Annotated in this window: 16 protein-coding genes; 3 read left to right on the top strand and 13 right to left on the bottom strand. The window is 38.0% G+C overall.

Annotation, left to right across the window (positions count from 1 at the left end):
• Positions 1-112: 112 nt before the first annotated feature.
• Positions 113-859: a sulfite exporter TauE/SafE family protein gene (locus BTA34_RS00600; protein ID WP_151434083.1), complete on the bottom strand. Its 747-nt coding sequence runs from the start codon at positions 857-859 to the stop codon at positions 113-115.
• A gap of 184 nt (positions 860-1043) precedes the next feature.
• Here BTA34_RS00600 and BTA34_RS00595 point away from each other — a divergent pair, with 184 nt between their 5' ends.
• The gene (locus tag BTA34_RS00595; RefSeq protein WP_151434082.1) at positions 1044-1622 is read left to right on the top strand and encodes a helix-turn-helix domain-containing protein; all 579 of its coding nucleotides are present in this window, start codon (positions 1044-1046) and stop codon (positions 1620-1622) included.
• A gap of 94 nt (positions 1623-1716) precedes the next feature.
• On the opposite strand, the gene ilvN is transcribed toward BTA34_RS00595, so the two are convergent.
• From ilvN to rbsK, 12 genes are all read right to left on the bottom strand, one after another.
• A complete protein-coding gene (gene ilvN, locus BTA34_RS00590) occupies positions 1717-2001 on the bottom strand; it encodes an acetolactate synthase small subunit (protein ID WP_069368073.1) in 285 nt (94 codons plus the stop codon).
• Between the two features lie 3 nt (positions 2002-2004).
• The gene (gene ilvB / locus BTA34_RS00585; RefSeq protein WP_151434081.1) at positions 2005-3699 is read right to left on the bottom strand and encodes an acetolactate synthase large subunit; all 1695 of its coding nucleotides are present in this window, start codon (positions 3697-3699) and stop codon (positions 2005-2007) included.
• A gap of 107 nt (positions 3700-3806) precedes the next feature.
• Complete coding sequence (gene ivbL / locus BTA34_RS00580; RefSeq protein WP_151434080.1) at positions 3807-3905, bottom strand: ilvB operon leader peptide IvbL; 99 nt, start codon at positions 3903-3905, stop codon at positions 3807-3809.
• Between the two features lie 241 nt (positions 3906-4146).
• On the bottom strand, positions 4147-5658 hold the full coding sequence (locus tag BTA34_RS00575; RefSeq protein WP_151434079.1) for a YfcC family protein: 1512 nt from the start codon (positions 5656-5658) through the stop codon (positions 4147-4149).
• 104 nt (positions 5659-5762) lie between these two features.
• Positions 5763-6710: a carbamate kinase gene (gene arcC, locus BTA34_RS00570; protein ID WP_151434078.1), complete on the bottom strand. Its 948-nt coding sequence runs from the start codon at positions 6708-6710 to the stop codon at positions 5763-5765.
• A gap of 15 nt (positions 6711-6725) precedes the next feature.
• Positions 6726-7718: an ornithine carbamoyltransferase gene (argF, locus tag BTA34_RS00565; protein ID WP_151434077.1), complete on the bottom strand. Its 993-nt coding sequence runs from the start codon at positions 7716-7718 to the stop codon at positions 6726-6728.
• Positions 7719-7853: 135 nt separating this feature from the next.
• Positions 7854-7955 (bottom strand): leader peptide SpeFL, encoded by a 102-nt coding sequence (speFL, locus tag BTA34_RS18505; RefSeq protein ID WP_109372621.1) that lies wholly within the window; start codon positions 7953-7955, stop codon positions 7854-7856.
• Positions 7956-8261: 306 nt separating this feature from the next.
• Positions 8262-9050, bottom strand: coding sequence for a sulfite exporter TauE/SafE family protein (locus BTA34_RS00555; RefSeq protein WP_151434076.1), 789 nt, complete (start codon positions 9048-9050; stop codon positions 8262-8264).
• Positions 9050-9901 (bottom strand): MurR/RpiR family transcriptional regulator, encoded by an 852-nt coding sequence (locus tag BTA34_RS00550; protein WP_151434075.1) that lies wholly within the window; start codon positions 9899-9901, stop codon positions 9050-9052. The genes BTA34_RS00555 and BTA34_RS00550 overlap by 1 nt, the downstream gene beginning before the upstream one ends.
• Positions 9902-9925: 24 nt before the next feature.
• On the bottom strand, positions 9926-11290 hold the full coding sequence (locus BTA34_RS00545) for a PTS transporter subunit EIIC (protein ID WP_151434074.1): 1365 nt from the start codon (positions 11288-11290) through the stop codon (positions 9926-9928).
• A 42-nt stretch (positions 11291-11332) separates the two neighbouring features.
• Complete coding sequence (murQ, locus tag BTA34_RS00540) at positions 11333-12244, bottom strand: N-acetylmuramic acid 6-phosphate etherase (RefSeq protein ID WP_151434073.1); 912 nt, start codon at positions 12242-12244, stop codon at positions 11333-11335.
• Between the two features lie 236 nt (positions 12245-12480).
• Entirely contained in the window at positions 12481-13401 is a 921-nt protein-coding gene (rbsK, locus tag BTA34_RS00535) for a ribokinase (RefSeq protein WP_151434072.1), read from the bottom strand.
• 179 nt (positions 13402-13580) lie between these two features.
• Here rbsK and deoC point away from each other — a divergent pair, with 179 nt between their 5' ends.
• On the top strand, positions 13581-14249 hold the full coding sequence (gene deoC / locus BTA34_RS00530) for a deoxyribose-phosphate aldolase (RefSeq protein ID WP_151434071.1): 669 nt from the start codon (positions 13581-13583) through the stop codon (positions 14247-14249).
• Between the two features lie 55 nt (positions 14250-14304).
• Positions 14305-15081 carry a DeoR family transcriptional regulator gene (locus BTA34_RS00525; RefSeq protein ID WP_151434070.1) on the top strand — a complete coding sequence of 259 codons (777 nt, stop codon included), beginning with the start codon at positions 14305-14307 and terminating at the stop codon, positions 15079-15081.
• The last annotated feature ends 230 nt before the right edge of the window (positions 15082-15311 follow it).

Here is a 15311-nt window from a genome sequence, read left to right as displayed (position 1 = left end):
TAGATAAACATGCTTAAAAAATAATGTTAATTAGAGAAAGATCTCCGTTTGACTCACAAAGATCTTTGCCTTTCACAATATTCTCACTTCACCATTATTTATCCTACAACGCTTAAGAAAAATAACGATAAATAAGCACAGTACCTGATGCCAATACAATGGTGTAAATCACACTCATAAACCGTGCTTTTGACATCCGTAATGTTAAATTGCGCCCTAACCATACACCAGCAAACATAGCCGGTAAGAAAATAACGGCTAACTTAAGAATATCCAATTGCCAATAAATACCTGCAAATAAGAAAATTACCACTCGCGTTAGTGTGCTAAAGCCAATCAATGTAGTTTGTGTAATGCGAAACTTGTTTTTATCTGCAATTCTACCTGACAAGTAAATTGCATATAAAAAGCCACCACTGCCAAACAACGCACTAAACACACCACCAATTAACCCGAAAGGATAAACCAAGCGTTGAGAAAATTGGCTTTCTTGTTTTTTCCAAAACAAGGCATAAATTGCATAACAGGTAGCAAAGATACCTAAAAGAAGAGAAAGCAAATCAGGTCGTGTGGTTAATAAAATCGTAGCACCAACCAGACTACCAATAATAATCAGCGGAATAAGGTAGCGTATCTCTTTAAAATCAGCCTGTTTACCATCTCTTAAAACATTCACTACAGCAGCACTTAAATCGATTAATGCCAATAAAGGCACTATCATTGAAAGAGGTAAATAAAGAGCTAATACAGGACCTGCAATTAACGCAGAACCAAACCCAGCCATACCGAAAATAACATAAGCAAAGAATAAGGTAAGTAGGCAAATAAAAAGATCAGACCAACTGAGTAAGTCCATCATAGTAAACCTTGAATAATTATCATTTAATGAAGGATATTAGCGTAATTATTAAAAATCGAACAGAGATCGTCACACTATTCACAAAATACAGCAGAAACAGGATCTCATTTTTCCGAATACGGTTAATTAGTGTTATTATCTAGTCGGAATGACACTTTTAAACTAACGATATTTTGAATTGGCAATGAACCCACAACCTCCTAAAAAAACGAATGAATACCTTGGTAATAAAGTCAAACAATTAAGACAGTCTCGAAACTTGTCACTTAATGAGTTATCAAGAAAATCGGGAATATCCAAGGCTGCATTGTCAAAATTAGAATCGGGTGATTCTAATCCTAGAATCGATACCTTAGAGGCTATCGCGATAGCACTTGGCTTTCCGTTAGGGGATTTATTTAGTTTCACACGAGAAGAATATCCTCGTTTAGAACGACATAAGCCTATTGTGGGTGATTATGCCCAAGAGTTTAAATTTCGTATTGGTATCGGCAATATTACTGAAATTTGGCATATCGAAATGAAGCATGGCGCGATCATCAATAGCCCCGCTCACGCAGATGGCACTCAAGAACACATTATGGTCTATTCGGGTAAATTAATGATGCGTTTTGATAATGATGAAACGGTCTTACTCGAAACGGGTGATTTTTACGCCTTTCACGGTAATACCCCTCACTCTTATATTTGTGTTGAAGGGCATTTGCGTGCATCCGTCATTATGTCTAGCCCCAATCAACAGCATTATCATCATCGCCCTTAACTTTTTTATTCACGATAAAAAATATGGCTTTATTCCTATTAATTATAAATACCGTAATTAAGAATAAAGCCACTGATGGCATAACAATAACAAGTTAGTTTAAATAGCTTTCCATTTGTTCGAAAACACGTAAATCGTCGCTGAATCTCACTTCTTTTACGTCTTCAAGCTTTTCTACCTGACTCACCATTTGCATTAGCCGATCATCTTTTTGCACTAATAGCCAAATACGGCTTTTATCGCTATTTTTCATCGGTAAACACAAAATACCATCAACGTTAAAGGCGCGGCGAGCAAATAGCCCACAAATATGGGTCATAACACCGGGATGGTTGCGAACAATCAATTCCAGCGCGATAGGTTGTGATTGTTGTGACATAAATTAAGCTCCTATCATCTCAATATTTGCCGCCCCTGGCGGTACCATTGGAAATACTTTTTCATGAATATCAATCATGACATGAATTAAACACGGACCTGGTTTTTCAATTGCTGCTTTTAATGCACTCGCAGGATCTGCTTCCTGATTTAAGTCACAGGTATCTAAACCAAAACCTTGCGCAATACGAATAAAATCTGTTTGATAAGGGTAAGCCGCAGCATAAATACGCTCTTCAAAAAACAGTGTTTGTTGCTGATGCACTAAACCTAGCGCCTGATTATTAATCAAGATAATTTTGATATCTAATTGGTGTTCAGCCGCGGTAGCAAGCTCTTGAATATTCATCATAATGCTACCATCCCCAGAGAAGCAGAGGATTTTCTTATGCGGCTCCGCTAACGCGGCACCAATCGCTGCGGGTAAACCAAAACCCATCGTGCCTAATCCACCTGAAGTTAACCATTGTCGAGGTCGATTTAACGGATAGGCTTGCGCTACCCACATCTGGTGTTGTCCTACATCCGTCGTAATAATCGCATCATCATCTACACAATTCGCAGCCGCCAATACAATACCGTAACCACTCAGAATATTTTCAGCGTTTTTCATCTCCAATGGATATTCTTGTTTCAGTGTCGTAACACGTTCTATCCATTCATTACGTTTATTGTTATTAATCAATGGTAATAACAGTGATAACACTGATTTCGCATCAGCGTGGATCGCAATATCCGGGCGTTTGATCTTGCTAATTTCAGCGCGATCAATATCAACATGAATGATTTTAGCATTAGGGCAAAACTTCTCTGCTTTGCCAATTGCGCGATCGTCAAAGCGCGCCCCTAATACAATTAATAAATCTGCTTCTTCTAAAATAAAATTGGTACTACGAGTCGCATGCATCCCCAGCATTCCCAAATACAAAGGGTGTGAAGGTGGCATTAATCCTAATCCCATTAAGGTCATCGTTGTAGGCAGGTTATTTTTCTCTGCTAATTCAATCGCTTCTTTACATGCTTCTGAGCTAATTATTCCACCGCCTAAATATAAAACCGGATTTTTAGCTTGGTTGATCATTTGTGCCGCTTGTATTACTAAATCAGTATTAAATGCGGGTACAGGATCTTTTTGTGGAATAGGCGGTAGCGCTTCTAACGTAATAGTGGCTTGCTGAATATCTTTTGGTACGTCAACCCAAACAGGTCCCGGTCTTCCTGACATCGCTAAACGAAACGCATCACAAATAATTTCCGGTAAGTCAGCAATATCGCGTACTAAATAATTATGTTTAGTGATAGGGATAGACATGCCATAAGTATCAACTTCTTGGAAGGCATCTGTGCCAATCATTGCAGAAGACACCTGACCTGTAATACACACTAAAGGAATAGAATCTAATTTAGCATCTGCGATTGCAGTGACTAAATTTGTCGCACCCGGCCCACTTGAGGCTATACAAACAGCCGGTTTACCATTTGCTCTTGCAATACCTTGAGCGATAAAACCAGCGCCTTGTTCATGGCGAGTTAAGATATGGCGAATAGATTTACTTTGGCTTAATGCGTCATACAAAGGCAATGCCGCGCCACCGGGGATCCCGGCAATTGTCGTAATGCCTTGCCGTTCCAGTAAATAAACGATTAATTGTGCGCCAGTAAAGGTTCTACTTGTGGCGTTATTTTGTTGAGCACCCATTTTTCTCTGTCCTTTGTTCTAAGCCGGACTTTGTGGGCGGTAGAAAAGAAAAACCCCGCCCGGTTAATGCGCCGGCGGGGTTGCGAAACTGTGTTGATTCGGACCCGTTACGGCGCTTTGCCGACGACCATCACCACACGCACGACAACCACAGCCGCAATGTGCGCTGTTAGTCGTAGGCTTTGTAGTAGAGTAGTGATGATCATGGGTTACCTATCAATTAATTTAATGATGTGTTTACGTGTTATCTGTATTTAAAAAAACATAACTTCTACAAATTAACAACCTTTTTTTCGGTTTATTTTTTATCACTGTTAAAAACGAGAGCTAGATCACTGCTAATGAAAATCAAAAAGTAATCCCAGTAACAGCATAAAAAACCAGATTAATTCTACGCTACAGAATAACCGAAAATCTCTTTATCAACGTAAACACACCCATTCAATATTATAAAAAAGCGACCTGAACCAGTAATAATGTTGCCGAGAGTACAAACATAAATATCACCATCGGCATAATAAATTTAAGCCATTTATTATAGGAGATATCTAACATTTGTAATGTCGCTAAGACCAATCCCGTTGGCGCTAAGAACAACATAATATATTGTCCCCAGTTATATGCTGATACCACCATATAACGAGGAACACCAACTGCATCGGCTAATGGTGCCATAATAGGCATCGCTAAAACCGCAAGCCCTGAAGAAGACGGAACAATAAACCCTAAGCAGATAAAGACAACGAGCTGTGCCAATAAGAATAAACTTGGTGGCATTCCTGCAACCATATGAGACATAAATTCAAGAATGGTATCAGCAATTTTACCTTGTTCCATCACAAGGTTAACACCACGCGCTAAACCAATAATTAATGAAACACCGACTAATTCAGACGCCCCGTGAATAAATCCATCAATGGCTGTTTTCTCTTTTAATCCAGAGAGGAAAATTATAATGATTGCGATAGCAAGAAACAGAGCTGCCATTTGTGGAAACCACCAGCCCATGTCCATAACACCCCAAACCATAATGGGAAAAGCAGCAACAAATAAGCAGAGGATCACTTTACGACGCCACGAAAACTCTAATATCTCATTAGGATCGTAATTACTTAAAAAGCGCTGTTTAAAACTTTCGGCATTTTCATAGTTGTAAGAGAAAGTTGGATCTTTTTTGATCTTCTTGCAATACCAATATAAATAAAGCAAAACACCTATCGTACCAATCACTAACCCAATAGTACGAAAACCGATCCCTTCAATAAAACTGATCCCCGATGCATTTGATGCGATAACAACCGAGAAAGGATTTACCGTTGAGAACCCAGCCCCCATTGAAGAGGCAAGGAAAATAGCACCGACACACACAATAGCGTCATAACCCAAGATTAAGAATATGGGTACTAATATAGGATAGAAAGCAACGGCTTCTTCTTCAATCCCACAGCTTGTCCCACCTATGGATAATATAATCGTGACCCCAAACACGACTAAAAACTCTTTACCTTTGGTTCGATTCGCGAGTGCTGTTAAACCAGCATTGAATGCACCAGTTTTATTAACAACCCCAATAAGCCCCCCCAAGACCAGAATAAAAACAATAACATCAGCCCCCTCTATCGTCCCTTTTACCATACTTTCGGTAATATCCATTATCCCTTTGGGTTGCTGTGCTACGCGTTCATAAGTTCCGGGTATCGCTATCGGTTTTTTAATGGTTCCATCGGTAAATTTATTAATCTCAATAGAGACATTTAAATCATTTAATGTCGCCTGAGTTGCAGGTAACACTTCATGAGAACCATCTATTTTTGCAACCACTAATGATGGCTCTGCTGAGTTATAACTTAATCGTTGATATTCGCCAGCTGGAATTATCCACGTTAAGCCAACCACAATTACTGTAATGGCAAATAAAATAGTAAATGCGGTCGGAAACGCAAACTTTTTAAGTTTCATAAGCGTCCTCGACTTAAATAAGAGGCTACTCTGCCAGTAGAAATAATATCTATCTGGCAGAGTCTATTATTAGAATTAAATTTAGAATAATGATAAGTATGATATTAATCAGAAATAATTGTTGTGCCTGTTTTTCCTTCTAAAGCAGATAATGCATTCTCTAAAGAAGTAATAATAGCTTGCACACCTTTATCACTCTCTTTTAGAAAATTAAGACAAGCCTCCACTTTAGGTAACATACTTCCTTTAGCAAATTGCCCTTGAGAAATATATTCCTGAGCTTGAGAAAGTGTTAATTTATCTAAATTCATTTGATTTGGTTTATTAAAATTAATAGCGACTTTATCAACAGCCGTTAATATTAATAAAATGTCTGCTTTTAATTCTACGGCTAATTTTGAGCTAGAATTATCTTTATCAATAACAGCATCAATACCTTCTAATAAATCTCCTTTTCGAATAACGGGAATACCGCCGCCCCCCACAGTAATCACCACAATATTACGTTCAACCAACTGTTTAATAATCGGTGATTCTACAATTTCTAACGGCTTAGGTGATGGGATCACTCGACGATATCCACGCCCGGCATCTTCCATAAAGTGAAAACCATGCTCTTTTTGAATAACCTCAGCTTGCTGTTGGGTATAAAAAGCACCAATCGGTTTTGTCGGTGATAAAAAAGCAGGATCGTTTTTATCAACAACTACTTGGGTCACAATGGTGGCACAACCATGATTTTTATTCAGATTTCTTGCACATAATTCGTCATTAATCGCTTGTTGTAGATGATAACCAATATAACCTTGGCTCATGGCACCACATTCAGCGAATGGCATATAGGGCGTACCAATATTCTGCTGTGATGCATAATCCATAGCTAAGTTGATCATTCCAACTTGTGGACCATTACCATGACCAATAATGACTTGATAACCCTTCTCAACCAAATCCACAATGGGCTTTGCGGTTTTTCGTACTATTTGCTTTTGCTCTAGCGGTGTATTTCCTAATGCATTTCCCCCTAAAGCAATGAATACCTTTTTAGGCATTGTCAGCTCCTTGCTTTAGCTTAAAGTGGCAAACATAACGGCTTTAATGGTATGCATACGATTTTCAGCTTGATCGAAAACTTTTGATTGGCGAGATTCAAAAACATCGTCGGCCACTTCCATTTCACTCAAGCCAAACTTCTGGTAAATATCTTCACCAATAAGCGTTAAACGGTCATGGAATGAAGGTAAACAGTGTAAGAAAATCGCATGAGGATTTGCCATTTTCATCATAGAACTATTCACTTGATAGGCTTTCAATAAGCGAATACGTTCATCCCAAACACTATCTGGCTCTCCCATTGAAACCCAAATATCGGTATAGAGAACATCAGCCTCTTTTGCCCCTTTCTCGATATCTTCTGTTAATGTGATAGAGCCTTCGTTTTCAGCCGCGATTGCACGACACTCCTTCACAAGTTGCTCTTCTGGCATTAAAGATGCCGGGCCACATGCTGTAAAATGTAAGCCTAATTTGGCACAAACCACCATTAAAGAGTTAGCAACGTTATTACGCGCATCACCAAAGAAAGTCAGCTTAAGCCCTTTTAAATGACCAAAGTTTTCTTCAACTGTCAGCATATCTGCCAGCATCTGAGTTGGGTGAAATTTATCTGTCAGACCATTCCATACTGGCACACCTGATTTTGCAGCAAGCTCTTCAACTAATGACTGATCAAAACCACGATATTCAATACCATCATAAAAACGGCCTAATACACGCGCAGTATCTTCAATCGATTCCTTTTTACCCATTTGTGATGAACCTGGATCAAGATAAGTGACACCCATTCCTAAATCGTAACCCGCGACTTCAAAAGCACAACGTGTACGTGTTGACGTTTTTTCAAATAATAAAACAATATTTTTACCTTCAAGAGAACGATGAGGAATGCCTGTCATTTTTAATGATTTAAAATGCTTAGATAGCTTCAATAAATATTGAATTTCCGCAGATGTAAAATCGAGTAATTTTAGAAAACTTCTACCTTTAATATTAATAGACATAATAATCCTATCTCCTAATTATTTTGATAATAATAGAGTTAAAAAATAGTTTGTTATTTAAAAAATAGAAGACTCCCCAATAACAAAAGTTATTAGGAAAGAGGCTTGATATTTTTAGCGTGTAATAATGAGAACTTATCCGTTAAAAACAGAGAAATGGAAGCACTGACGTTGTTTATACATCATAATATGGGCAATACGTCTAATATGAGGTGTTTTCCTATTATTATTTTCCATAATACTAGTACCTTCATCTATAGGTATTAAATGAGGGTTACAGTGAAACATATAGGAATTAACTTTAATGTGATTATCATCTCAATTATCTATTTATGATAAAAACCATATATCAGTAAAAATAAAATCATTAAAAATACATTTTATTAACACACAAATAAAACAGGGATAATTATTTTATATTAATAATGACTTCAATTAAATTAATAAGATAATCAAAAAATAGCCAATAAAATTTATTTTTATTTAGCTTAGCTATGATTTAAATCTCATTTTTATAATTAACATTAATGATACATTTTGATACTAGAATAATTTAGCTAACATCATTACGGCACTACAAATGATTAAAATTAAAGTCGCATACTGAAACACTTTGTCAGGCATTCTGATCAACAGCCACTTAGACAGCGGAATAGAGATTAGCGAACCTAAAAATAACAAAAGCGCCAAATGAATATCTGTATGCCCATCTTGCATATAGGCGAGTGCAGAAGAGCCTGATAACAATGTTGTGGTAAATATAGAAGTACCAATAGCTTGCTTAATAGAAAGGTTCGCATAGCGTAGCAATAATGGTAATACAACCACACCACCGCCCACCCCCGTTGCCCCTAAAACAACACCCGCGGCAATCGCAGGAAGTAATAGTGCTTTTATATTTAAAGGTACTAACGCTGTATTTTCAACCACAACGGGAGGTAAGAAGAAAAACATTCTCTGTACAAAGAGAAATAGAGAAAAAACAATAGCACTAACAACAAGCGCATTAATTCCCCATTCGACTTGTTGCTGATACTGCGCTAACGAACCTAAATAATTAACAAAAACACTGGCTAAAAAGGTACTTGGTAGCATTATTCCTAATACAATCATCGCTCTTTTAAAGGGAATATTCCCAAGGCGAAAATGCATATAAGACGAAGTCACTTTCATCAACATAGATAATAAATTTGCTGTTGCCACTGCCATTAGCGCATTCATACCAAAGAAATAGGTCAATACAGGTAAAACAATAACACCGCCGCCCACGCCCGTCGTACTTATAATTAAGCCAATTGCCGCACCCACCGCTAATGTGGTGATAAGTAACATTATTGATTTCCTTGCATCACAGCTTCTCGCCCTTTTAATAATGCTTTTTCTGCTGACTCACTTGCTAATGTCATATATTTAAAAAACAGCACATCAAAAGCCACCATTTGTAAAACTTGTGGCGTAATCACCCCTAATTGAGAGTGTTGTTCATCATAAAAATAAGGCAACGTGTAATCAGATAAACGAGTCGCTTCATCTTGCCCAAAACGGGTTAATGCTACCGTTAAACAGCCTTCATTCTTTGCTGATTTCAACATACGGTTAATATCCGTCGTATTTCCTCTAGCGGTAACAGCAATAGCAATATCATCCGCAGATAAATTGGCAGAATAAGCCAATTGAGCATGAAGATCTGGACTAAATAACGTGTTTTTATTTACACGAATTAATTTATGAAAAATATCACTCGCCACAACGGCAGATGCGCCAATACCAAACAATACAATGCGTTTTGCCGATACCATTTTTTCAGCTAATACATCAATGGTATCGGGATCTAACAACGCTAATGAATCCAAAATAGCGCTGGTAAACAGATGCCCTGTTTTGGAAATAATTAATTCTGTCGAGTCTGTTTTCGCAAGATTGCCATAGAGAATATCGCCACTGCTTTTTTGTTGCTTTTCTTCTGAAAGATAATCAATTTTAAATTCAGGATAACCGCGATACCCCATTTGACGAGAGAAACGGATAACAGAAGCACTACTTACACCGGCTTTAACTGCCAGATCAGCCGCATTCATACTGGCAATATTCTCACTATTCTCTAATAGATAATGAGCAATACGTTGTTCTGTGCCTTTGCCTTGTATTCGTAGGCTTTCAAGCTTTTTGGTCAGTGTTGACATTCTGTTATCCTTTTTATTTCTGACTTATTTCTCTGGATCGGTAAATCCCATTAGCATACTGGCGATAAAACCGACAATCCATGCACCTAATACTGCGATCAGGAACTTAATAATTTGCCCATCGCCCACTAACGGAATTAATGATAACCCAGCTGTACCAAATGGAATAATGATCCCAACTTGGAAATATGCCATTAATGCACCACCAGCCGCACCACCAATACATCCAGCAACAAATGGTTTTCCTAATGGAAGGGAAACACCAAATAATAAAGGTTCTCCGACACCGAAAATACCCACAGGTAATGCGCCCATTAACGTTTTCTTTAAACGTTGATTTTTAGTACGTAGATAGACCCAAAAACAAGAGCCTACTTGCCCCATTCCGCCCATGGCTAAAATAGGGAACAAGTAATTTAAACCAAAAGTATTTAAAATTTCGGTATGAATAGGAATTAACCCTTGATGTAATCCCGTTAAGAGTAAAAATAAGAAACTTCCCCCTAACGCAGCACCGGTTACAACTGCACCACCGCCTTGATTTAAAAGTGATAATGATACGCCTTGTGCTAATAACTGATTAAGATAATGGCCAATAGGTTGGAAGATCATAATCGCCACAAGAGAAGAAACTAAAATAGTCACAAATGGCGTTAAGATAAGATCAAGGCTCTCTTTAACGACACTACGAAACCATAATTCTAATTTTGAAGAGAATACGACCACCATTAATACGGCAAAGATCCCGCCACTGTTTGGCTGCAATTTCTCACCAAATAAGGTGATATCAGCAAGCCCTGGCATAGCTAATAACCCTGCCATTACCGCACCAATCGACGTTGATGCTCCCAATTCTTTGGCGGTATTTATCCCAATCATAATAGAGAGATACGCAAATACCGTACTACCAATTAATTTGAATAATTTAAATAGCTCAGGGAATTGCTCAACTAAGCCCGGCGCGACTAAACGGATAATATTAATTAACCCCATAATCAAACCGCAGCCAATTAAAGCAGGAATGGTCGGAACAAAAATAGCCGCTAATGTATTTAGCATACGACGAATCGAGAAGCCTTTTTTCACTGGTGTTGACGCAGGCTCCCCTTCACTACTTGCCGAACTGTTTTGCATACGCTTATTCATAATGGAATAAACTTTTGCTGCAGTTCCCATTCCTACAATCACTTGGTGCTGTTCGCCATTAAATACAACACCTTTAACGCCTTCGACTTGTTTTAAAGCGTCTGCATCAAATAGCGAACTGTCTTTTAAAATCAGTCGAATACGAGTCATACAATGTGTTAGGGTTGCCACATTTTGAAACCCACCAGCGTGTTTTTCTATTTCTATTGCTAACGTGTCGAGATGTTCTATTTTATTAGCCATATGCGTGCCTGCTAAAGTTCAGAGTGTTTACTCATATTGTTATTAGTTAAATAGGGCAAGTTGCTGTTGTAACGAACGATAAGGATATTGCTGTGTAATTTGATCAACTTTCTCCACACTCAGGTGAAGTTCATACATTAAAATGGCTTTTCTAGGATGATAATTAACCATTTGTAACAGGGTTCTGGCTCTTTCATGTGAAATTCCACACACTTCGCTGACAATGCCTTCAGCACGACGCTGCAATTTCTCATTACTCGCAATCACATCCACCATCAGGTTTTTATGCACTTTTCCAAGCTTAGTCATTACGCTAGTACTTAACATACCCAAAATCATTTTTTGAGCCGTGCCACTTTTCATTCTTGTAGAGCCTGTTAATACCTCTGCGCCCACATCTGGTGCAATAGATAAATCGGCAATTTCACTCATCATACTTTTGCCGCGCGTAGTAATAGATACAGTCAATGCTTTTAACTTTTTACCATATTGCAAAGCCGCGACAGTGAAAGGCGTACGACCGCTTGCCGCAATGCCAATAACGACATCTTTATCGCTAACATGACGACGTTGAAGCTCTTCAATTGCCGCCTCTTGGCTATCTTCAATATTTTCAACCGCTTTTAGCATTGCATCATGACCGCCTGCAATAATCGCCTGCACTAATGTAGGAGACACTCCAAAAGTAGGAGGACATTCGGCACTGTCTAGTACAGCTAATCGCCCACTTGTTCCGGCACCAACATAAAAAATACGTCCACCTTTTTGCAAACGCTCAGTAATTTTTTCTACCGCTTTAGCAATAGCGGGTAATTCTTTTTTAACTGCATTGGCAACGGTCATATCTGCACTATTGATAAGCGTAACCAACTCTAAAGCGCTTAATTCAGAAAACTGTGTTGTTTCTTGATTGCTTTCATTTTTAAGACATTCGATTAATGCATCTTCTTTCATCATAACAACCTTAATGAAACCAAATTTCAATAAAAATTACATCTAATGAAATTGTATTTCAATGGTGATTATCACCACTCTGTGAAATTAGTCACATTAAGTTAAGCTTTTTTCTTTGTCAGAAACCCAACAGTCACTATGAAAAATAGAACAATTTATTGATTTAAAAAGAATTCCACTTGTTCTCTAAATAAGACAGCAAGTGGAATACAAAGATGTGGTAGTGCAGAAGTGTACTACTTTGCTTGCGCTAGAAATTGTCCAAACTCTTCAATGCTTGGATAAGAAGATTGTGTGCCTTTACCTGCAACACTTAAACCAGAAAACATCACGGCTTTATTTAACGCTTTTTCAATATTATTGGTGTGAACATAATAATGGGAGAAACAACCAATAAAAGCATCCCCCGCCCCACTGGTATCTATTGCATCAACTTCAATGGCGGGAATATATTTTTCAATGTCGCCATTCATCCATAATGCGCCTTTTTCACCTAATGTAACGATGACATTCTTAAAGCCTTTTTGTAATAAAGAACAAGCGGCTTCACGAATTTCATCCATTGTGGTGATTGGCATACCCGTCAATATTTCAAGTTCTGTTTCATTCGGAACAAAAAAGTCACAACGAGCCGCAATATCAAGATCTAATGCTTTTGAAGCCGGTGCAGGGTTAAATAACACAGGAATATGGTGTTTATTACCGAACTCGATAGCGTGATACACCGTTTCAAGCGGGATTTCTAATTGTAGTACGATTATTTTGCATTTTTTCAGGCTATCTGTTGCTCTATCAATATCCTCTGGCGATAAATGCTGATTAGCACCTTTCACAATTAAAATGCTATTTGATGATTGAGAAGTCACAAAAATAGGTGCAACACCGCTTGTTGTACCGGGCACTTTTTCAACATAGCGTGTATTAATGCCATAAGATTCTAAATTCATGATGGTGTTATCCGCAAAAATATCATCACCAACCTTTGTTAACATCATCACTTTTGAATTTAATTTAGCTGCAGCAACCGCTTGATTTGCCCCTTTACCACCGCAACCAATCTTAAATGCTGGCGCCTCAAGGGTTTCCCCCTCTTTTGGCATCCTATCTATATAGGTGATCAAATCCACCATATTTGAACCAATCACTGCGATATCCATAGCGCCTCTTGCTCTTATGTAAAATTTATAAATGTGAAAATAGTGACATTTTGATAGATGTATAACAGTATCATGTTATTTAAATATCATTTGTGATTGTTATCTCGTTAAAACAGCACTAATATGTTGCCAAACTAACATGAGTGATAAATAACAATCTTCTTATTAAGGAATATACTATGCGTCCATTAGCTAATTATATCGATCATACCCTTCTTGCAGCAGATACAACTGAAGCACAAATCAAGAAATTGTGTGCTGAAGCAGTTGAACACGGTTTCTTCTCCGTTTGTATTAACACTTCTTACATCCCTTTAGCAAGAACTTGCCTTGAAGGAAGTGATGTAAAAGTCTGTTGTGTTATCGACTTCCCATTCGGGGCGGGTTTAACAGCAACAAAAGCATTTGAAGCGGCTGAAGCTATTCGTCAAGGCGCACAAGAAGTCGATATGGTTATCAATATCGGTATGTTAAAAAGCGGTCGTTTAGACTTCGTAAAACAAGATATTGAAGCAGTAAAAGCCGCTTGTGGTAATACAACTCTGAAAGTTATTTTAGAAACTTGCTTATTAACTGATGACGAAGTACGTTTAGTTTGTGAAATGTGTCGTGAGATCCGCGTTGATTTTGTGAAAACATCAACAGGATACAGTACAATGGGCGCAACAGAACATCATGTTGCTTTAATGCGCAAAACTGTTGGTGATGAAGTTGGTGTGAAAGCATCAGGTGGTGTTCGCGATCGCCAAACAGCATTAAACATGATCAAAGCAGGTGCAACACGTATCGGTGCGAGTGCAAGTGTCGCTATCGCAACAGATTCAGATGCTCCTGAATCAAACTACTAATTATTTAGCGTATATTTTCTTGGAGTACGCTATTCGATAACACAAGGATCCTTCGGTGATAGAGACCAAACAGCACGAACGTTTGCGCCGCCTCAGTGAATGTATAAAACGCTCAGGTCGCATACATCTTAAAGACGCCGCGAGGATCCTTGAAGTTTCTGAAATGACAATTAGGCGCGACCTTAGTTCTGATGCCGAAAACCCTTTTCCGATGTCATTATTAGGTGGCTACATTGTTGCCTTAGCCCAGCCCCATTCAGGGTTAATCTCAACATCCTCTGATATTATTACGCCGGATCAAACTGAAGAACTTCATATTCCTAATCTTGCTGCTGGCATGGTGTCTGACGGTGATGTTCTTTTTTTCGATAACGGACAGTTTATTCCTACACTGATTGAGCTAATTCCCGATAATCTGCATTTCATGGGGATCTGTTATTCTCACCGCGTATTTTTGGCATTAAGTCAGAAAAAAAATGCCACCGTATTACTTTGCGGAGGTGAATACCGTCCTAAAAGTGATTCATTCTACAATCCTACCCAGACTTCTTATCTTGATAGCATTAATCCTAAAAAAGCCTTTATTTCAGCCGAAGGTGTTCATCTCGATTTTGGCGTTACCTGTTATAACATCGACGATCTGTACATGAAGAAAAAAGCGATGGATAAATCTATTCGTAAGATTTTACTCACCAAATATCACTATTTTGATGAAACAGCGACAGGCAATATGGGCGATTTAGCTCAGTTTGATGTTGTTATCACAGATAGAAAATTAACGGATGATTACGAAGATTATTGCCGAAAAAATTCCGTAAAAGTGATTTATTAAATTAAATAATAGAGAGCTAACTTAAATAGATAATAAAGAAAAGCTAACCTTAAATTAAATAAAATCGATTAATTCTTTTTTTAAAAAATAAAGAAAAATCACACCACTTTTTGATTGCCAATGCAAAAAAAAGTGGTTAATATGCCCGCGATTTATTATTTTTCATCCATTTCAATTAACTGCAAGGAGGTATCCCATGACAACGACAAATATGAATACTCTTTGCGGAC

This window comes from Proteus sp. CD3 (assembly GCF_008808075.1).
In the GTDB taxonomy this organism is placed as follows: Bacteria; Pseudomonadota; Gammaproteobacteria; order Enterobacterales; family Enterobacteriaceae; genus Proteus; species Proteus appendicitidis.
The sequence above is the reverse complement of the archived record's forward strand: the minus strand, read 5'-3'. Positions and strand labels throughout refer to the sequence as shown.